Genomic DNA, 18,778 nt, shown 5'->3' with positions numbered 1-18,778 from the left:
CTTTCTGTTGTCAAGTATTTGAATTGGTTTTACTTTCCAATACAAAAACTGGAAAAAATCCTTCCTAATAAATCATCGGAAGTAAATTCCCCTGTTATTTCCGCCAAACTTTGTTGGGCTATCCGTAAATCCTCAGCGGCCAGTTCACCGGCTTGGTTGATTTGCAATTGGTTTAAGGCGGTTTCGACGGCTTCGTGGGCGTGGGCCAAAGCTTCTAGGTGGCGGCGGCGGGCGATGAAAACATTGTCGGTGGCTTCGTTGAAGCCCACGCTGTCTTTAAGATGGTGTAACAACAAATCCATGCCCGCCCACGTTTTGATGGACAAGTGGATCGTGCAGCCTTGATCAGTTTGGCGCAGGGCAGGAGGAAGATTTAACAAGTCAATTTTGTTGTAGACGCGGGTGACGTCAGACTGTTGGGGCAGGGTGGCCAACAGGCTTTCATCAGGGTCGTTTGCATCTATCAACAGCAGGATTTTATCCGCTTTGTGGATTTCTTCACGGGCGCGGCGGATGCCTTCTTGTTCGACGGGATTGTCACTGTCACGCAGTCCGGCAGTGTCGATGATATGCAAGGGCATTCCGTCCAGTTGGATACGTTCGCGCAACACGTCACGGGTGGTGCCGGCTATGTCGGTGACGATGGCGGCCTCATGTCCGGCTAGGGCATTGAGCAAACTGGATTTTCCGGCATTGGGTTTGCCTGCCAAGACGATGGTCATGCCATCGCGTAGCAAACGGCCTTGGCGGGCGGTTTTTTGGATCCGGGCAATACGCTCCAGTAATTCGACCAGGCGTTTTTCAACGACCCCATCACTCAAAAAGTCGATTTCTTCATCGACAAAGTCTATCGCCGCTTCGACATAAATCCGCAATTCCGTAAGTTCTTCAACCAGTTCCTTAATCTGTGCAGAAAATACGCCTTGCATGGATTTTTGCGCCGAACGCACCGATTGTTCGGTGCTGCTGGCAATCAAATCGGCAACGGCTTCGGCTTGCGCCAGATCGAGTTTGTTGTTTAAAAACGCGCGTTCAGTGAATTCACCGGGCCTTGCCAATCGTGCACCTAGTGCGAGGACGCGCCGCAACAGCATGTCCAACACGACTGCACCGCCGTGGCCTTGTAATTCGAGGATGTCTTCGCCGGTATAAGAGGCAGGGGCGGGAAAATATAGACTGATGCCGGAATCGATAATCTCACCACCGGCATCCTGGAAGGCGCAGTAAGTGGCGTAGCGCGGAACGGGGATTTTGCCAAACAACTGTTTGGCGATGTCGGGAGCGGTTTTGCCTGAGATGCGGATAATGCCGACACCGCCATTGCCTGGCGGTGTCGCAATGGCGGCTATGGTGTCGGAGTTATCAATGCCCAATATGAACAGTGCCTTCCGCATTGATTTGTTTGGTGATATACCATTGCTGAATAATCGACAAGGTATTATTGACCACCCAGTACAAAACTAATCCGGCCGGGAAAAACAGGAAGAAAACCGTGAAAACCAACGGGAACATCTTCATGACCTTGGCTTGGATAGGATCTATCGGCACTGGATTCAGGCTTTGCTGGATTTTCATCGTGACGCCCATGATAATCGGCAAGATATAGAACGGGTCTTCAACTGACAAATCCTGTATCCATAACATGAACGGGGTTTGACGGAATTCAACCGTTTCACTCAACACCCAATATAAACACATAAAAACCGGTATTTGCACCAAAACGGGAAAACAGCCGCCCAGAGGGTTGGCTTTTTCCTTTTTGTACAAGGCCATCATTTCAGTATTGAAGCGTTGGCGGTCATCTTTAAATCGTTCTTGCAATTCTTTCAGGCGCGGTTGGATTTTGCGCATTTTTGCCATCGATTTAAAACTGGCTTGCGATAGCGGAAAGAACAACAATTTGATGCACAAAGTCACGCCGATAATCGCCAATCCCCAATTGCCCGTTAGGTTGTGGATTTGGTTCAATAACCAGTAAATAGGTTTACCAATGAATGTCAAAACGCTGTAATCAACCGTCAATTCCAATCCCTTGGCGACTTTTTCCATGACAGGCTGTACTTTCGGGCCAGCAAAAAGTTGGGAATTGAAATCAGCGGAGGTGTTGCCTTCCACTGTCACCATAGGCGAGTACGAACCAATCACATAGGTTTCATTTTGAAGCTTTTTGGTATAAAAATGGTTTTCTTGGTCTGCCGGTGGAATCCATGCGGAGGCAAAATAGTGTTGGATCATCGCTGACCAGCCACCTTTAGTGACAACATTCAAGTTGGTATCAACCATGTCATCAAAGCTGATTTTTTGATATTTATCTTTTTCTGTGTAAACCACGCCACCATTGTAAGCACGCATTCCGCCCATCAGCATATTGCCTTTGTCACTATGGTCAGGCACGCGTAACAATTGGCTGTATTGACCGATAACCAGTGCATTGCCAGAGGCGTTTTCAATATGCTGGTTTAAGGCGATTTCGTAACTGCCTCGCTTAAAGGTGTATGATTTGGTGACCGTAATTCCTTCATTATCCGTCCAAGTCAAGGGAACGGTCAGGCTATCTTGCCCAGCAGATAAAGTGTAACTGTCTTGTAAACTATTGAAGATCGTGTAATGGTTGGCAATGGCTCCAGAGCCATTGTCGGCAATCAAGCCGCTTTGGGCCACAAACAATTTTTCTGGGAGGTTATTGAACAATCTAACGGGGGCATGGTTTTTTTCGGAAACTGACAAACCAATCAGGCTACGTGCTTGGTTGACTATGGTGTTGTCGCGTTCCACAGGGTATTGGAGCAAATCCAAATTGACGATAGTGCCTCCCTGTAAATCAATTCCAAGATCGATGACATCCGTTTTAATTCTTATTATTTTTTTGGAGGATTGCGTGTAGATGGCAACGGGGCTAATTGGGGCGGCACTGGTGGTTGATGTAGTTGACGAGGAAGGTAAATCTTCTTTTATGGTTTCTTGCTTAGCCGTGGTGATTGCGGAAACTTCTGGTTTGGGGCCATAATCAATTTGCCAAGCTTGCATCAGCAATACCACTAGCATCGCAAACGTGACAACTAATATAAATCTTAAATTATCCATTCTTGTTTCTCAATTTATCTGGAACGGGATCAATGCCCCCTTCATGGAAGGGGTGGCATTTTAATAATCTTTTGAGGGTGAGATAGCAACCAATGGCGGCGCCATGGCGCTGAAACGCTTCTAAGGAATATTGGGAACAGCTTGGATAAAAACGGCAATTAGAGCCAAGCAAAGGGCTGATAAAGTATCGGTAAAACTTTATTATTGCTATGAATATGAAGCGCATCGGGTTACCAACTTCAGCCAGTGTTTTTCCAATGACTTTCTTAATAGTTCCAGCGGGGCATCGACGGCTTCCTTGCGGGCTAAAACAACAATATCGATATTTCCTAAATGTTGCTGAAGCCGAAAATTTTCCCGAACAGTGCGTTTAATGATATTTCTGTGTACAGCTTTTTTGATATTTTTTTTAGCAATCGCCAAACCTAGCCGTGGATGATCCAAATCATTTTTTATCGCCAATAAGGTAAAATACTGGTCGCTGGACTTTACAGGTTTAGCAAAAACTTTTTTATATTCAGCAGGCTTTTTTAAGCGGCACTGCGGAGGGAAACCAAAATCATTGTCCGTCAAACCAAAGTCTAAACTGTCAATTTGTGACGACCTTTGGCTCTGCGTGCATTCAACACTTTGCGGCCACCGACTGTCGCCATTCTGGTACGGAAACCGTGGGTTCTGACGCGTTTGATTTTGCTGGGTTGGTATGTTCTTTTCATTGTTGCTCAAGCCTACTCGGATGGTGTTATCAAAAACGGATAAAAAAGACGTTGGATGATAGAATAAACCGCTTAGTCTGTCAATTCTGTAACGACTTGTTTTATTACTATTAAGTGGCAAAAGCCCTTTTTCTCTTCTCTCACAAATCAATATCTTATCTACTTCAATGAGTTCAATTTGGGACAACTGCCTTGCTAAACTTGAAAATGAAATCGCCAATGCCGATTTCAGCACCTGGATACGTCCCCTACAGGCTGTCGAAACTGACGGGCATATCACTTTGCTCGCTCCCAACCGTTTTGTGTTGGACTGGGTCAAACAACATCACTTTACCAAAATTGAAGAAACCATCCATGAATTTTCAAATGGCGCTTTAGTTCTAAATTTAGAAATTGGCTCAAAAAAATCGGCAACATCTGTCTTTACCAAATTTGCCAAACCGACCGAAACTAAAAAAGCCAACCTGACTTTTCTTAACAAAACGTTTACCTTTGAAAACTTCGTCGAAGGTAAATCTAACCAACTGGCACGTGCTGCATCTATCCAAGTTTCTGAAAATAGCGGCAAAGCCTATAACCCATTGTTGATTTACGGCAGTTCCGGTTTAGGTAAAACACATCTGATGCATGCTATCGGCAATGCTGCCGCACAAAAAAATCCCTCTGCTAATATCATTTACCTGCATTCAGAAAAATTTGTCCAGGACATGGTAAAAGCTTTGCAACAAAATTCGATAGACGCCTTTAAGCAATTTTATCGCGCCATTGATGTGTTGCTTATCGACGATATTCAGTTTTTTGCCGGGAAAGAGCGTTCTCAAGAAGAATTTTTCCATACTTTCAATACGTTACTGGAAAAGAAACATCAAGTTGTTTTGACTTGCGACAAATATCCCAAAGAAATTGTGGGTCTTGAAGACCGTTTAAAATCACGTTTTGGCTGGGGGTTGCCCGTTTCAATAGAACCCCCGGATATGGAAACCCGGGCCGCAATCCTAATGAAAAAAGGACAATTGGCCGGTGTTGACCTCGCGCAGGAAGTGGCTTTTTTCATCGCTAAACGAATCCCGTCTAACGTTCGGGATTTGGAAGGCGCCTTACGACGTGTGATAGCCAACGCCCAATTTACCGGACGTGAGATTACCACGGAATTCACTAAAGAAGCCCTGCATGACTTAATTTCTTTGCAGGACAAATTAATCAATATTGATAATATCCAAAAGACCGTGGCGGAATATTACAAAATCCGCATCTCTGATTTGGCCTCTAAAAACCGCAAGCAAACTATCACACGACCCCGACAAGTTGCCATGTGTCTAGCGCGGGAATTGACTTCACATAGCTATCCCGAAATAGGTAGTGCTTTTGGAGGACGTGACCACACAACTGTCATCAATGCCTGCAAACGTATTACCGAACTAAAAGAATCAGATCATAAAATGGCAGAAGATTATGCCAATTTATTACGCACCTTATCCCATTAAGCTGGGGATAACATTGTGTGTAAACCCAACTATTCTTGTAGTCATTTCTGTGGATAACTTTAGGGGAAAATAGAGCTAAGCACTTATCCACAATTTGCCCACAATTTACCAACATCTTTAATTGTTATTTAATTTATTGTTTTAAAAGTAAAAAATTGTCTTATACCAGATTATTGGCTAGCTAATAATAAGAAGCTTTTAATACTTTTCTTAATTTTTATTAGTCCTTGATGATTAATTTTATGTTTTAAACCGCTCAAAAATTGATCTGCCAAGCTGTGGATAAGTATGGGGATAGAATCCCGGTTTCTTTGGGATAAACTTGTGCGTAACTATTCAATTTTTTGCGACGAAAACTTATCCACAATCGCCAAAGGCTTTAACCGACTTTGTTATACACATTTAACTCATTGAATAAATAAGTTAATATTAAGTTATCAACAGTTTTTACCTCCACTAATACTAATAAATGTAAAAATATGAAATTCATTATTAATAGAGAAGTTTTACTAACACCTTTACAGCAAATTGTCAGCGTTATAGAAAAACGCCAGACTTTGCCTATTCTTGCGAATGTTTTAATGGTGATTGATGATGGGCAATTAGTTATGACTGGTACTGATTTGGAAATTCAAATCATTGCCAAAATAGCTATCGAACCATCCGATTCTGGATCTATTACCATTCCGGCCAGAAAATTTTTAGATATTTGCCGCTTATTACCCAAAGGTGCGGAAATCAAATTCGAACAAGAAGGCGATAAAATTAAAATATCTTCACAGCGCAGCCGTTTTTCCTTAAGCACCTTACCCGCCGATAATTACCCAGAATTTTCTGAATCAGCTTTGGAAAATCATTTTTTTATCAATGCAGGACAATTTAAAAAAGCTTTGGATAAGACGATGTTTTGTATGGCTAATCAAGACGTGCGTTACTACTTGAATGGCCTATTGATGAATATTTCAAATAGTAAGCTTAAATTAGTGGCTTCTGATGGACATCGTTTAGCCGTGTACGAGGATTATCTTGAACAGGCAACAGGATTCGAAGCACGGATCATCTTGCCAAGAAAAGGTGTTTTGGAATTAAACCGGTTATTAGATGATGCCGAAGCAGAATTAAAGGTGGAATTTTCCAGCAACAATATCCGAATCTTTATCAAGGACTTGATTTTTTCTGCAAAATTGGTCGATGCCAAATATCCTGATTTCAGCAAAGTATTCCAACAAGAATTTTTTAATCCTTTGTGCATTGATAAACAATTATTTCGAGATGCTTTGACGCGGGTCGCCATTTTGTCAAACGAAAAATTTAAAGGCATTACGCTTGATATTGCTTCGGAATACTTGACCATCAGCACCCATAATCCAGAGCAAGACGAAGCGGAAGAAGGACTGGCGATTGATTATGACGGCGAGCCTTTGTCTATTTCTTTCAATGCCCAATATTTGTTGGAAGCAGTCGCCAATTTAGATTCTGATACTGCGGCATTGATAATCGCCAGCAATGCCAGCAGTTGTTTTATTAATGAACAAAATGACCGTACTTATCAATTCATCGTTATGCCAATGCGTTTATAACTTTAACTATTATGAGTTTGGTTAAATTGGATATTTATCATGTTAGGAATATCCAAAAGGCATCTATTCAACCGTGTCCCGCCATTAACTTAATCGTTGGGGATAACGCTAGTGGCAAAAGTTCTCTTCTTGAAGCCATTTATATATTGGGCAGGGCGAAATCCTTTCGCTCAGCCACTATCAAATCTGTTATCAGCCTCAATCAGGAACATCTAGTTGTATCAGCACAATTAGAACATGTTGACACTGGTATTAGCCATTTGGGTATTCAACTTGACGGTAAAACAATGGCGATACGCATTAATCAAGAATCTAAGCAGCAACGGTCTGAATTGGCTTACGCGTTACCTTTACAACTTATCCATCCCAAAAGTTATGAGCTACTTGATTCTGGAGCGCAATCTCGTCGTGAGTTTTTAGATTGGGGGATTTTTAATGATGACAAACAATTTCTGCCCGTTTGGCGCCGGTTTAAAAAAGCCTTGGCTCAGCGCAACGCTTTATTAAAAACTAAACAACTGGAACAACTACCTGTTTGGAACAAAGAACTCGTGTATTACGGTACAATAGTCCATGATTATCGGGTACGTTATATTGAAAAATTACGGTCTGTTTTTGTTGACATTAGCCAAGATTTTTTGGCTATTAAAAATATAGCGGTTCATTTATTGTCGGGTTGGGATGTGTCTAAGACCTTATCAGATGCTTTGGATCAAGATTTTGACAAAGACTTGCGTTATGGTTTCACGCACAGCGGCCCGCATCGGGGCGATTTTCAGGTGTTTGTCAACCAACGTCTGGCAAAAGATTTTGTTTCACGTGGTCAATTAAAATTATTGGTATTGAGCTTAAAACTTGGGCAAGTGCAATTGTTAGCTGATGAACAAAATCATCTAGGTTGTGTGTTGATTGACGATTTTTCCGCAGAATTAGATGCTAATAATCGCAGTAAGTTGCTAAGTTTTTTAGCAAGCTTAAATTGCCAAGTTTTTATTACCGCAAATGCCCAAACTGACTTTGGCGATTTAAGTAAGATTTCAATTTATAAAATGTTCCACGTGGAACAAGGCACTATAAAACCAATGTAATGTTCCATGTGGAACATTCAGGCAACTACAGGAAAATAACAAACCACATGAGTAACAATAACGATCAATACGACAGCACCAATATTCAGGTTTTAAAAGGATTGGACGCGGTAAGAAAACGACCAGGTATGTATATTGGTGATACGGATGATGGTTCCGGTTTGCATCACATGGTTTTTGAAGTTGTTGATAATTCGATAGATGAAGCTTTGGCGGGTTATTGCAAGGAAGTCCGGGTGATAATCCATGCCAACGGTTCAGTAACAGTGGCTGATGATGGGCGTGGCATTCCAGTCGATATACATGAAGAAGAGGGCAGGTCAGCCGCTGAAGTTATTATGACGGTCTTACATGCGGGTGGTAAGTTTGATGATAATGCCTACAAAGTTTCTGGAGGTTTGCATGGCGTGGGTGTTTCGGTTGTCAATGCTTTGTCAGAAGAACTGAATCTGGAAATCCGCAAAAATGGACAGTTGTATAAACAGCAATATCTGATGGGTGAGCCGGTCGCGCCACTGGTGGCAGTAGGGGAAACGACAGGTAAGGGGACTTTGATTAATTTTAAGCCCAGCAACAAAACTTTCACCGATGTTGAATTTCATTACGATATTCTCGCCAAACGCTTACGCGAATTGTCCTTCCTGAATTCTGGTGTCCGTATAAGTCTGGAAGATGAACGCACCGACAAACAAGACGTGTTTGAATTTGAAGGCGGCATCAGTGCGTTTGTCGAACATCTGAACAAGAATAAAATCCCTTTATTCCCTGAAGTATTTTATTTTAAGGCCGACAAGGAAGGCGTGACTGTCGAAGTCGCGATGCAATGGAATGATTCCTACCAAGAAAATGTATTCTGTTACACCAATAATATTCCCCAGCGCGATGGCGGTAGCCATTTGGCTGGATTTAGAGGCGCATTGACGCGTACTGTCAATCAATATATTGAAACCAGCGGCTTGGCCAAAAAAGAAAAAGTGACCACTACGGGTGATGATGCCCGCGAAGGCTTAACCGCGGTCTTGTCAGTCAAAGTACCCGATCCAAAATTCTCATCACAAACCAAAGACAAACTGGTTTCATCTGAAGTAAAACCGTTGGTGGAATCGACGATGAACGAAAAGCTTCAGGAATTCTTGCTGGAAAAACCGCAAATTGCCAAAGCGATAGTCGGCAAAATTATCGACGCGGCGCGTGCCCGGGAAGCCGCCCGCAAAGCGCGTGAAATGACGCGCCGCAAAACTACGTTGGATATAGCCGGCTTGCCTGGAAAACTTGCCGATTGTCAGGAAAAAGATCCGGCCTTATCTGAATTGTTTTTAGTCGAAGGGGACTCGGCGGGCGGTTCGGCAAAGCAGGGCAGGGATAGGCGCACCCAAGCGATTTTACCGTTGAAAGGTAAAATCCTTAACGTTGAAAAAGCCCGTTTTGACAAAATGATTTCTTCCGAAGAGGTCGGAACCTTAATCACCGCCTTAGGCTGCGGTATCGGCAAAGACGAATACAACCTCGCCAAATTGCGCTATCACCGCATCATCATCATGACCGATGCCGATGTTGACGGCTCGCACATCCGTACGTTGTTGCTGACCTTTTTTTACCGTCAATTGCCGGAAATTATCGAAAAAGGCTATATCTACATCGCCCAGCCGCCGTTGTACAAAGTCAAAAAAGGCAAGCAAGAACATTATGTCAAAGACGATGCCGCGTTGAACGAATACCTGATCCAACTCGCGCTAGACAAAGCGCAACTGTTCACCGATGAAACCGTCCCGCCTATCCAAGGCCAAGGTTTGGAAAAATTGGCGAAAGATTATGTCAGCATTGTCAGCAACATTAACCGTTTGTTCAGACGTTACGATCAAGCGTTTTTGGAACAACTGATCCTCATGGGCGTAGTCAATGACGAACTCAAACAAGATCAGCAACAACTGGCTGATTGGTTCAATAAAATAATCCAACAATTGAATGATTGTTTCGGCACCGCGATATTTTCCGTGGAACTGGATTATAAAAATGCCACTGAATTCTCGGCGGTCATCAGCAAACGTTTGCATGGCATCAGCAAGCTCTTTGTTTTGCCTTCGACTTTCTTTAACAGCAAAGACTACAAACAAATGGCGCAGTATGCACAAGACACGGCGGACATGTTTGGCGATAGCTCCTACATCAAAATGGGCGAACGCCAACAGGCCGTCAGCAGCTTTAAGCAAGCGTTTGACTGGATGATGAGGGAAGTCAAAAAAGGCCAGCATATCCAGCGTTATAAAGGCCTGGGCGAGATGAACCCCGAACAGCTTTGGGAAACCACGTTGGATGCCAATAACCGCCGCTTGTTGCAAGTCAGGATAGAAGACGCCATAGCCGCCGATGAAATCTTTACTACACTAATGGGGGATGTCGTGGAACCACGCCGCGACTTTATCGTTAAAAATGCTTTGGATGTCACTAATCTGGATGTGTAATCATGCTCACTTACCCGCAAATTGATCCCGTAGCGATTGAACTTGGCCCGCTGAAAGTCCATTGGTATGGTCTGATGTACCTCCTCGGCTTTGTCGCCATTTATTTCTTAGGCCAAAGAAGTGCCAGACGCCCATGGTCCCCGATCAAACCTGAAGCCATTGAAGACTTGGTAACTTACGGCGCGTTAGGTGTGATTTTGGGTGGCAGGATAGGCTATGTCTTATTTTATAAATTCAGCGATTTTATCCATGATCCGATTATGCTATTTAAAATCTGGGAAGGCGGCATGGCTTTTCATGGCGGTATGTTGGGCGTGTTTGTAGCGATGTGGTTTTATGCGAAGAAACAAAACTGCACTATGATGCAGCTCATCGACATCATCGCTCCTTTGGCCCCCATCGGTTTGGGGGCAGGGCGCATAGGCAACTTCATCAACTCAGAACTCTGGGGAAGGACGACTGATGTTCCGTGGGCGATGGTTTTCCCGAATGGCGGGCCCCTCGCCCGTCATCCTTCGCAACTTTACGAAGCGTTTCTGGAAGGTTTGGTGTTGTACCTGATTTTACAAGTCTATACCAGTAAACCGCGACCCGTTATGGCGCCAACAGGAGTGGCCATATTTTTCTACGGTTGTTTCCGCTTTTTTGTTGAGTTCTACCGTTTGCCTGATGCCCATTTAGGCTATTTGGCGTTTGATTGGTTGACGATGGGGCAGGTGCTGTCTACACCGATGATAATAATTGGTGCGTTAATGTTGTATTTTGCCTATAGAAAACCAGCGTAAAAGATACCTGCCATTGTTAAAATTCGGCTAACATCCCTTGAAAAGATGTTAGCCGTTTTTTATATGGGGCTAGAATAAGTTAAACTCTTATGGTCAATTTTGTTCATCATTCGACGGCAAATCTGCCAACAGTTTTTTTCTTACAAAATAAGCGGCGGCGATAGCGCATAGAGCCGGGATCTGGGTGACGATAAAGACCATAGTAAAGTTTTTACTGAACATTCCAACAATAGGCGCAAGTACCGTCAATTTGACCGCCCACCAAGCAATCCAATAACCCATCAAACCGATAACCACCCATTTTATAGGTGATTGACCATGCTTTTTGGCGGTCATATAAAACCAGACAAGAATGGCAATCCCCCCCGCTTTAGCTAAAAACAACATTTTTCACCTCGTTTATAATAAGTTATGCAAAAGTCCATGATATTCGATAACCAACGATTAATGCACCCTTTTTTAGCGATGTGAATTACCCTGTAAAGCCAATGACCCCAGCGCAATTCCAACATCGCCTATTAACTTGGTTTGACCAATACGGGCGTAAAAACCTGCCTTGGCAACAAGACATTAATCCGTATCGGGTTTGGTTATCGGAGACCATGTTGCAGCAAACCCAAGTAGCCACGGTAATACCGTATTTTTTAGTGTTCACTAAAAAATTTCCAAATTTGGAACAACTGGCGGCGGCTGATATTGATGATGTGCTACAACACTGGGCGGGACTGGGTTATTACGCCCGTGCCCGTAATTTGCACAAAGCTGCACAAGCAATAACAGGATTGGGATACTTTCCTGATACCTTGGATGGCTTGCTGGCGTTGCCGGGCATAGGCCAGTCCACAGCCGGGGCTATTTTGAGCATCGCCTTTAATGATAGCCATCCCATTCTTGATGGCAACGTCAAACGGGTTTTAACGCGTCTTTATGGCATTTCCGGTTGGCCTGGATATGCACAATTCAATAAAACTTTATGGGTTCTCAGTAGGGAATTAACACCTAAAGAGCGCGTCGCTGACTACACTCAAGCGATTATGGATTTGGGGGCAACCCTATGTACCCGTAGCAAGCCTTTATGCCTGGCCTGTCCGGTTGCAGATTATTGTATTGCTAACAATAGCGGCACAACCTCGACTTATCCCAGCCGAAAACCCTCTAAAACCTTACCTGTCAAACAAAGTATTTGGTTAGTTCTGCACAATCCGAACCGGCATATTTGGTTGGAAAAAAGGCCTCCAACAGGGATATGGGGTGGTTTATGGAGCTTGCCTGAATTTGCCAGCATTGCTGAAGCGGAAGACTGGTGCCTAAGCCGTAAATTATCCATTAGCCAACAATATATTTTGCCAAGCAAACGCCACACTTTCTCGCATTACCATCTGGATTACACGCCGCTCATCGTCCACATCGAAAACCTTACAAATAATGTGATGGAAGCCAATCAATCACTCTGGTATAACAGCGCGGACATTGACAGGCTAGGGTTGGCAGCCCCCATAAAAAGCTTGCTGCAACAACTTAACACACAAAATATCCGAGGATAACCATGACAAGATTAGTAAATTGCGTGAAATTGGGGATGGAAGCCGAAGGTTTGGACGCACCGCCATTTCCCGGCGATAAGGGTCAAGAAATTTACGAAAGAATCTCTAAAGAAGCTTGGAAGGCATGGCTAAGCAAACAAACCATGCTGATTAATGAAAATAGATTGGCAAGTTTCGATCCTAAAGCTAGGGTATTTTTGGCTGAAGAGCGGACAAAATTCTTGTTTGAAGGCAATAATGAAATGCCGGTTGGTTACGTGCCGCCAAAAGATTGATACTGACTTATCAAGCTGATTAACAACGGGTAAATGTATAGAATCGAACTTGCTAGGATTACATCAGAAGTTCAAGATAATGATTGAATGCAAAAAAATGGTGGACAAAAAAACTTTGTCCACCCTACCGGGCTGAAGGTAGAAGAAAAAAATTATGGAGGGTATGACGAATTTATTGCTCGGAGTATATTTTTGTCGTATCGATTAGAACCTGGTACGGCATTATTTAAGTTGTATATCATGCTATTTCTTTTAATAATCAACTTAATAATATTTTAATCAGTAAATAGCTTTTATGTTCAGTCGATGAAGGAATAAAGTTAAAATTTTTTGACAATCCCATAATATGCCATTAATGAAATTTAAAGATTGTTTAATTTGTTCGTTTAATGATTGGTTCTAATGTTCAAAAATACCACAAAAAAACCCACCGATGATTAAGCTCATCGGTGGGTTTGTCATTTATTTTCCAGCTTTTTGGGCTTCAGTAACGTTGTTGCTGGTTTTTCTTTTTTCTAAGTTAGCAAAAGTTTCTGATTGCAATTGAGCGACAGTACCGCTTTTTAAGTGTTCAGATTTTTCCCCTTTCAGGAATATTACGACGACTATCATCGCAATGATGCAGCCACCAATGATAAACCACATGCTGTTGTCTTCTTTTACTTCAGTCATTTTTAAATCCTCTCTAAGGTTAATAATATTTGGTATTTCCCTTTCCTCTAAGGGGTGCAACTCAAAAATAAAAATTTCTGAGCCGGTTGTCCGATAAATCTAGAACAACGGGATGATTTTTATCATGAGCGATAATGTTAGGTCAAGTTTTTTAGCATGGTTTTGTATGTTAGAAAATTATGACAACTTCTAAAATAAGTTGATTTATATACAAAAGACTAAGTAATAGCGTTATCATTAAAAATAACATCAATAAAAATGTTAGTAACTAGGCTTGGTAGTATTTTGATTACGCGGCAATTAATGAATATTATTTGTATGGGATAAAATTCAGAAATTCTGATTTTTTTGGTATTTTTATGGTTCTTTGGCATCTTTGATGTTTATTCCCTTATAAACTGCATCCAAACATTCCTCTTGTGCGTATCGTTAATGAGTTGATAGCCACAAGGTAAAAAACCTTTGCAACTCCTATAATCTATTAATTTCAATTCTATAAAGATGCGCGTATGCAAAAAATAACCTTTGATTTGGCTATTACACCTTGTTCACTGGTTTTTGGTATCGGAGTTTATCTTAGCCTGCACTGCATCATCGTTCAGGCACACCCGCAACCGGATACAGCACCTAAAGAAGAGCCAGTACAATTGGAAACGGTCGAGATAGAAGGGCGCGCCACCGATTTGATCGGCATTGCGTCGTCGGCATCGCAAGGCGTGGTCGGGCAGCCCGAATTCAAACACCGGCCTTTGTCGCGTACCGGGGAATTGGTGGAAGTCGTGCCGGGTGCCTTGGCGACCCAGCACAGCGGTTCCGGCAAGGCAAACCAGTATTTTTTACGCGGTTTTAACCTCGACCACGGCACGGATTTTTCTGTCAATGTTGATGGTATCCCAATGAATATGCCCAGCCATACCCACGGGCAAGGTTATTTGGATTTGAACAGCGTCATCCCTGAGCTGGTGGATAAAATCGAATACGGCAAAGGCCCGTATTACGCCGAAGTGGGCGATTTTTCGGCGGCGGGTTATGCCAAAATGCACACAATACACAAGCTATCCGAAGGTTTGCTCAAATTTACGGGCGGTGAATTTGGTTATTACCGTGGCGTGTTGGCGGATTCACTCAAACTGGGTGATGGCGATTTACTGTTCGGTTCGGAAGTGAATTTCTATGATGGCGTTTGGCAGCAACCCGAAGCCAGCAACAAATACAACGGCATGTTGCGTTACACCATAGACCAAGACAATTGGGGCATGTCCATCAACGGTAAGGCGTATCACAACACCTGGAATGCCACCAACCAGATACCGGAACGAGCCATAAATGCGGGCATCATGGGTTTATACGGCACGGGCGATGCCAGCGACGGCGGTGTGACCAGCCGTTACAGCCTATCCGGCAATTTTTGGAACCGCAACGCCCACGCCAAAAATGACCTGGGCATTTACGCGCTGTACAGTGATTTGGACTTGTACTCCAATTTCACAGGCTATATCGACACCGTCCACGGCGACCAAATCCAGCAAAAAGAACGCCGTGTCCAAGTTGGCGGCACGGGTGAGCATACCCGTTACGATAAGTTGTTTGGTTTAGAAATGGACAATACCTTAGGCATCCAAATCCGTCATGACGGCATCAATGGTGTCGCCTTAAACCACACCCAAAAACGCCAGTTGTTAAACACTGTGCGCCAAGACGACATTACCGAAACTAGCGTCGGTATCTATGTCAAAAGCGAAACCCATTGGTTAGAAAAATTCCGCTCCATCGCGGGCTTGCGCGGTGATTTTTTTAGCTTTGATGTCCATAGCCAAACGCTGGCGGCCAATTCCGGCAGCCAAGATGCCTCACTTGCCAGCCCCAAACTCAGCCTGATAGCCGGGCCGTGGTTGGACACCGATTTTTTCATCAATCTGGGTTACGGCTACCATTCCAACGATGCGCGTGGCACGACGATAAAAATTGATCCGGCGACGGGCGATACGGCAAATTCGGTCACGCCCTTAGTCCGTTCACGCGGTGCGGAAGTTGGTGTACGTAGCCAAGCGGTGCAAGGTTTGAATTCGACGTTGGCGGTTTGGTGGCTGGAAAGCCAATCGGAATTGGTGTTTGTTGGCGATGGCGGTACGACCGAGCCGTCCGGCAAATCCGAACGTTACGGTGTTGAATGGACAAATTATTATAAGCCTACCGATTGGCTGACTTTGGATGCCGATTTTGCCTTCACCGCCTCACAGTTTGTTGGCGTACCCGCATCGGAAAATCGCATCCCCAATTCGGTAGGCCGCGTGATTAGTGTTGGCGCGGTGGTGAATACGCCATCAGGGCTTTTCGGATCGCTCAGATTACGCCATTTCGGCGACGTGCCATTGAACGAGACGGGCAGTGCCTGGGGCGGCGACACTAGCATCGTCAATTTCGGCACGGGTTACCAGCACAAAACCTACAAGATTGAAGTAGATGTGTTCAATCTGTTTGGATCGACCCATAACGATATCGCCTATTTTTACGGCTACCGTTTACAAGGCGAAGCGGCGGGTCCGAATGCGGACGGTAGTACCGATGGGATAATCAAGCATCCGGTCGAGCCGCGTATGGTGCGGGTGACGGCTTCGGTGAGTTTTTGAATACCAATAACATTCTGTAGGTCGGGTTAGCGACAGCGTAACCCGACATTTTTATGCCAATTGCGTCGGGTTACGCTGTCGCTAACCCGACCTACTTATCTTCCCATCCTGAGTTCCCATTTATGCCCCAGAGGGTAAGCAGCAGCTTGGGAACGGGCAACGAAAATACCAGTTCAACGCACCTCAAACAACGGCTTGCTAGCCGCCTTATATTCCGGTTTAAGCAATTTTTCCCTGACCAACCTATCCAATACACTTTTGCATTCTGCTTGATGCAAGGGCTGCCAGGCTTTGCTCAACGCATCAATCAAATCGGACATCAGCGCGTACAACTTGGGGCGGGTTTGGCTGTTTAAATCCGGCACATCGGCGAATGTCCCGGCATGATTTTTTTGCCAATCATCGAACAATTGCCGCTGCACATTTTTCGACGCTTCGATTTGCGCCCGGAAAAATTGCTCCGACCATTCGGCAGGTAAGCCTTTAGCGGTGGCATCGGCTATTAATTTTTTAATAATCAATTGCTCACGCGCACTATCTTCAATAGCCGCTTTTTGATTCCATTTATATCGCGCCACCTCTGCCGCTAAATCTAAACGTTGTGACAGCAACGACAACACCGTTTCAAAAGAGTCCACGCCATTGCAATACGCCTGTGCAGAAAAGGCGGGGCGGGCGGATAGTAGTGCAAGGACAAATAGAGGCAAAATGAATAAACGCATGTTGGATACCTTAAAAAATAGTGATTACATTTGAAAAACTCAAGCTGGAACGGGTTTGTCAGGATTTGGCCATTAATAATTCCCCGATATTAAGACCTGACAGGTTTTTGAAACCTGTCAGGTCTAGTACTCAGTCAATGATTTTTTGATGGGGCAATCTAATCCCGTAGGGGCGGATGGTTATCCGCCTTTTTTAGGGGCCTACCGAAACCCGCCGCGATCAGGCGAGCAACCGCTCGCCCCTACGAAAATAATACCGACAATTCAACATTGACTGAGTACTAGGGTTTCAGAAACTGTTCAGAGAAGTTATTTTTAGCCAAATCCTAACCCGTTCCGTAACGTTTTAGCACGTAGGCTGGGATGGAGCGATAGCGTAATCCCAGCAAATAGGTGTTGCAAAGTGCTGGGATTCCTTGCGCCATCCCAGCCTACGCGCTGTTGGTTCAAATCCCATCCCGCGCCGGGCTTATTTTTCTGCTTTCAACATTGCCAGCATCTCTTGCAAATACGCAATCTCGCGTTTTTGGTAGCCGATCACTTCCTCTTTATGGCTGATGACCAATTGCAGGTTTTGGATTTCAGCCGCCAGTTCTTTCGATGAACCCATGACATTAAATCCGTTATTGCTATCGCCGATCAAACACACTACTTGCTTCTCTCCAAAAGACAGCAGTTCCATCAAATCCATATCTAAAATTTCGGAAATTTGTTCCAGTTTGGGGATGGAGGCTTTGGTTTCGCCGCGTTCAATCTTCGCGTAACCGTTAGTGGACATGTTCAGTTTCATCGCCATTTCTTCCTGCGACCAGTTGCGGGCTTCGCGCATAAAACGTAATTTTTCCTGTATTTTCATAAGCTACCAACAAACTGTGTGGAAATCTAAACGATTGGTTGATTGTAGCATGGGCTTAGCGGCTTGATAATCAGTGTGCTTGTTAATCAAGCAAAATGAATTTCCATCTTTAGCCAGAAAACCCATCCATTGACTTATTAAATCAGGAAAAATCAAAATGAAGCCCATCCAACTGACGATTATCGCCGCTGTGTTAGCCAGCGGTACGGCATTTGCCGATTCTGCCAGAGTTCAAAACCTAGACAACAAACATTATTATCAACGCTTTGACAAAACACGCGGCTGGGCCGATGCCAACGCTTTTTGTAACGCGAACGGCGGTTATTTGGCAACCGTCACTTCGTATATTGAAGAAAATTTTATTTGGGATAACTTGGGTAGCACCAATACCCAAACCGAGGGCATTTGGTTAGGTGCGACCGATGAGAAACAAGAAGGCCTGTGGGCTTGGGTTACTGGGGAAAAATCGATTTACACCAATTGGTACAGTGGGCAACCTGATAATGGTGGCAAATATGGCCAACACTATCTGTTTATGTACACGAATAATTATCCATCTTCTGAGCCTATTTCATTTTGGGGAGATTTTTCATCAATCAACAGCTCGGCAGGGGCGGGGGACGATGTTGCACACACGGTTTCCACCCTATGCGAATGGAACACCTTACCCGATGTTTACGGGCAAATCAGTTTGCTAAAAGCAGGCGTAAAAGGGGCGGCAGTGACCTTAAAACAAGCAGGTCAAGCCGATAAAACGATTGCTACCGACAGCAAAGGCAATTATCAGCTTAAACGGAAAAAACCAACCCTGCCTGCGACAGTGGTTATTCAATTGCCATAATTCAAAACAGTAAAAATGCTAAGATCTGGCAGGTTTTTA

At 44.0% G+C, this 18,778-nt stretch carries 18 protein-coding genes; 9 read left to right on the top strand and 9 right to left on the bottom strand.

What is annotated here, in order from left to right; genetic code table 11:
* Positions 1-29 precede the first annotated feature (29 nt).
* From mnmE to rpmH, 5 genes are read right to left on the bottom strand one after another with little or no spacing between them, the layout of a single operon-like run.
* The gene (gene mnmE, locus PHH59_RS04520; RefSeq protein ID WP_300011890.1) at positions 30-1,394 is read right to left on the bottom strand and encodes a tRNA uridine-5-carboxymethylaminomethyl(34) synthesis GTPase MnmE; all 1,365 of its coding nucleotides are present in this window, start codon (positions 1,392-1,394) and stop codon (positions 30-32) included.
* Positions 1,363-3,084 carry a membrane protein insertase YidC gene (yidC, locus tag PHH59_RS04515; RefSeq protein ID WP_300011887.1) on the bottom strand — a complete coding sequence of 574 codons (1,722 nt, stop codon included), beginning with the start codon at positions 3,082-3,084 and terminating at the stop codon, positions 1,363-1,365. Before yidC ends, mnmE begins: the two co-directional genes overlap by 32 nt.
* Positions 3,077-3,310: a membrane protein insertion efficiency factor YidD gene (yidD, locus tag PHH59_RS04510; protein WP_300011884.1), complete on the bottom strand. Its 234-nt coding sequence runs from the start codon at positions 3,308-3,310 to the stop codon at positions 3,077-3,079. The genes yidC and yidD overlap by 8 nt, the downstream gene beginning before the upstream one ends.
* Entirely contained in the window at positions 3,292-3,657 is a 366-nt protein-coding gene (gene rnpA / locus PHH59_RS04505; protein WP_300011881.1) for a ribonuclease P protein component, read from the bottom strand. The genes yidD and rnpA overlap by 19 nt, the downstream gene beginning before the upstream one ends.
* Before the next feature lie 8 nt (positions 3,658-3,665).
* Positions 3,666-3,800 carry a 50S ribosomal protein L34 gene (rpmH, locus tag PHH59_RS04500; RefSeq protein WP_300011878.1) on the bottom strand — a complete coding sequence of 45 codons (135 nt, stop codon included), beginning with the start codon at positions 3,798-3,800 and terminating at the stop codon, positions 3,666-3,668.
* 167 nt (positions 3,801-3,967) lie between these two features.
* Between rpmH and dnaA the strand changes: the two genes are divergently transcribed.
* From dnaA to lgt, 5 genes are all read left to right on the top strand, one after another.
* Positions 3,968-5,284, top strand: a complete 1,317-nt coding sequence (gene dnaA / locus PHH59_RS04495) for a chromosomal replication initiator protein DnaA (RefSeq protein ID WP_300011875.1) — start codon at positions 3,968-3,970, stop codon at positions 5,282-5,284.
* A 479-nt stretch (positions 5,285-5,763) separates the two neighbouring features.
* Positions 5,764-6,864: a DNA polymerase III subunit beta gene (gene dnaN, locus PHH59_RS04490; RefSeq protein ID WP_300011872.1), complete on the top strand. Its 1,101-nt coding sequence runs from the start codon at positions 5,764-5,766 to the stop codon at positions 6,862-6,864.
* Between the two features lie 11 nt (positions 6,865-6,875).
* Positions 6,876-7,952, top strand: a complete 1,077-nt coding sequence (gene recF, locus PHH59_RS04485) for a DNA replication/repair protein RecF (RefSeq protein WP_300011869.1) — start codon at positions 6,876-6,878, stop codon at positions 7,950-7,952.
* A 47-nt stretch (positions 7,953-7,999) separates the two neighbouring features.
* Entirely contained in the window at positions 8,000-10,414 is a 2,415-nt protein-coding gene (gene gyrB / locus PHH59_RS04480; protein WP_300011865.1) for a DNA topoisomerase (ATP-hydrolyzing) subunit B, read from the top strand.
* Positions 10,415-10,416: 2 nt separating this feature from the next.
* Positions 10,417-11,199: a prolipoprotein diacylglyceryl transferase gene (gene lgt, locus PHH59_RS04475; protein ID WP_300011863.1), complete on the top strand. Its 783-nt coding sequence runs from the start codon at positions 10,417-10,419 to the stop codon at positions 11,197-11,199.
* Positions 11,200-11,292: 93 nt separating this feature from the next.
* Here the strand turns inward: lgt and PHH59_RS04470 are convergent, their stop codons facing one another.
* On the bottom strand, positions 11,293-11,586 hold the full coding sequence (locus tag PHH59_RS04470; RefSeq protein WP_300011860.1) for a hypothetical protein: 294 nt from the start codon (positions 11,584-11,586) through the stop codon (positions 11,293-11,295).
* Between the two features lie 101 nt (positions 11,587-11,687).
* On the opposite strand from PHH59_RS04470, the gene mutY reads away from it, so the two are divergent.
* Together mutY and PHH59_RS04460 are read left to right on the top strand one after the other, a co-directional pair.
* Positions 11,688-12,743, top strand: a complete 1,056-nt coding sequence (gene mutY / locus PHH59_RS04465; RefSeq protein WP_300011857.1) for an A/G-specific adenine glycosylase — start codon at positions 11,688-11,690, stop codon at positions 12,741-12,743.
* Between the two features lie 2 nt (positions 12,744-12,745).
* The gene (locus PHH59_RS04460) at positions 12,746-13,018 is read left to right on the top strand and encodes an oxidative damage protection protein (protein ID WP_300011855.1); all 273 of its coding nucleotides are present in this window, start codon (positions 12,746-12,748) and stop codon (positions 13,016-13,018) included.
* 462 nt (positions 13,019-13,480) lie between these two features.
* Here the strand turns inward: PHH59_RS04460 and PHH59_RS04455 are convergent, their stop codons facing one another.
* A complete protein-coding gene (locus PHH59_RS04455; RefSeq protein WP_300011852.1) occupies positions 13,481-13,690 on the bottom strand; it encodes a hypothetical protein in 210 nt (69 codons plus the stop codon).
* 509 nt (positions 13,691-14,199) lie between these two features.
* Between PHH59_RS04455 and PHH59_RS04450 the strand changes: the two genes are divergently transcribed.
* Positions 14,200-16,320, top strand: a complete 2,121-nt coding sequence (locus PHH59_RS04450) for a TonB-dependent receptor (protein WP_300011849.1) — start codon at positions 14,200-14,202, stop codon at positions 16,318-16,320.
* A gap of 173 nt (positions 16,321-16,493) precedes the next feature.
* Here the strand turns inward: PHH59_RS04450 and aroQ are convergent, their stop codons facing one another.
* Both aroQ and PHH59_RS04440 read right to left on the bottom strand, forming a co-directional pair.
* Positions 16,494-17,042, bottom strand: coding sequence for a gamma subclass chorismate mutase AroQ (gene aroQ, locus PHH59_RS04445; protein WP_300011846.1), 549 nt, complete (start codon positions 17,040-17,042; stop codon positions 16,494-16,496).
* Positions 17,043-17,511: 469 nt separating this feature from the next.
* Positions 17,512-17,898, bottom strand: a complete 387-nt coding sequence (locus PHH59_RS04440) for a helix-turn-helix transcriptional regulator (protein ID WP_300011843.1) — start codon at positions 17,896-17,898, stop codon at positions 17,512-17,514.
* Between the two features lie 157 nt (positions 17,899-18,055).
* Here PHH59_RS04440 and PHH59_RS04435 point away from each other — a divergent pair, with 157 nt between their 5' ends.
* Positions 18,056-18,739, top strand: coding sequence for a C-type lectin domain-containing protein (locus PHH59_RS04435; RefSeq protein ID WP_300011840.1), 684 nt, complete (start codon positions 18,056-18,058; stop codon positions 18,737-18,739).
* Positions 18,740-18,778: the final 39 nt, after the last annotated feature.

The sequence above is a fragment of the Methylovulum sp. genome (assembly GCF_028687615.1).
GTDB lineage: Bacteria > Pseudomonadota > Gammaproteobacteria > Methylococcales > Methylomonadaceae > Methylovulum.
This window is presented reverse-complemented; position numbering and strand designations above follow the sequence as displayed.

Coding starts and splice junctions, on each gene's coding strand:
- PHH59_RS04455 (WP_300011852.1), bottom strand. CDS start 13,690: ATGACTGAAGTAAAAGAAGACAACAGCATGTGGTTTATCATTGGTGGC.
- yidC (WP_300011887.1), bottom strand. CDS start 3,084: ATGGATAATTTAAGATTTATATTAGTTGTCACGTTTGCGATGCTAGTG.
- PHH59_RS04440 (WP_300011843.1), bottom strand. CDS start 17,898: ATGAAAATACAGGAAAAATTACGTTTTATGCGCGAAGCCCGCAACTGG.
- dnaA (WP_300011875.1), top strand. CDS start 3,968: ATGAGTTCAATTTGGGACAACTGCCTTGCTAAACTTGAAAATGAAATC.
- gyrB (WP_300011865.1), top strand. CDS start 8,000: ATGAGTAACAATAACGATCAATACGACAGCACCAATATTCAGGTTTTA.
- yidD (WP_300011884.1), bottom strand. CDS start 3,310: ATGCGCTTCATATTCATAGCAATAATAAAGTTTTACCGATACTTTATC.
- mnmE (WP_300011890.1), bottom strand. CDS start 1,394: ATGCGGAAGGCACTGTTCATATTGGGCATTGATAACTCCGACACCATA.
- PHH59_RS04470 (WP_300011860.1), bottom strand. CDS start 11,586: ATGTTGTTTTTAGCTAAAGCGGGGGGGATTGCCATTCTTGTCTGGTTT.
- aroQ (WP_300011846.1), bottom strand. CDS start 17,042: ATGCGTTTATTCATTTTGCCTCTATTTGTCCTTGCACTACTATCCGCC.
- PHH59_RS04450 (WP_300011849.1), top strand. CDS start 14,200: ATGCAAAAAATAACCTTTGATTTGGCTATTACACCTTGTTCACTGGTT.
- dnaN (WP_300011872.1), top strand. CDS start 5,764: ATGAAATTCATTATTAATAGAGAAGTTTTACTAACACCTTTACAGCAA.
- mutY (WP_300011857.1), top strand. CDS start 11,688: ATGACCCCAGCGCAATTCCAACATCGCCTATTAACTTGGTTTGACCAA.
- PHH59_RS04460 (WP_300011855.1), top strand. CDS start 12,746: ATGACAAGATTAGTAAATTGCGTGAAATTGGGGATGGAAGCCGAAGGT.
- PHH59_RS04435 (WP_300011840.1), top strand. CDS start 18,056: ATGAAGCCCATCCAACTGACGATTATCGCCGCTGTGTTAGCCAGCGGT.
- rpmH (WP_300011878.1), bottom strand. CDS start 3,800: ATGAAAAGAACATACCAACCCAGCAAAATCAAACGCGTCAGAACCCAC.
- lgt (WP_300011863.1), top strand. CDS start 10,417: ATGCTCACTTACCCGCAAATTGATCCCGTAGCGATTGAACTTGGCCCG.
- recF (WP_300011869.1), top strand. CDS start 6,876: ATGAGTTTGGTTAAATTGGATATTTATCATGTTAGGAATATCCAAAAG.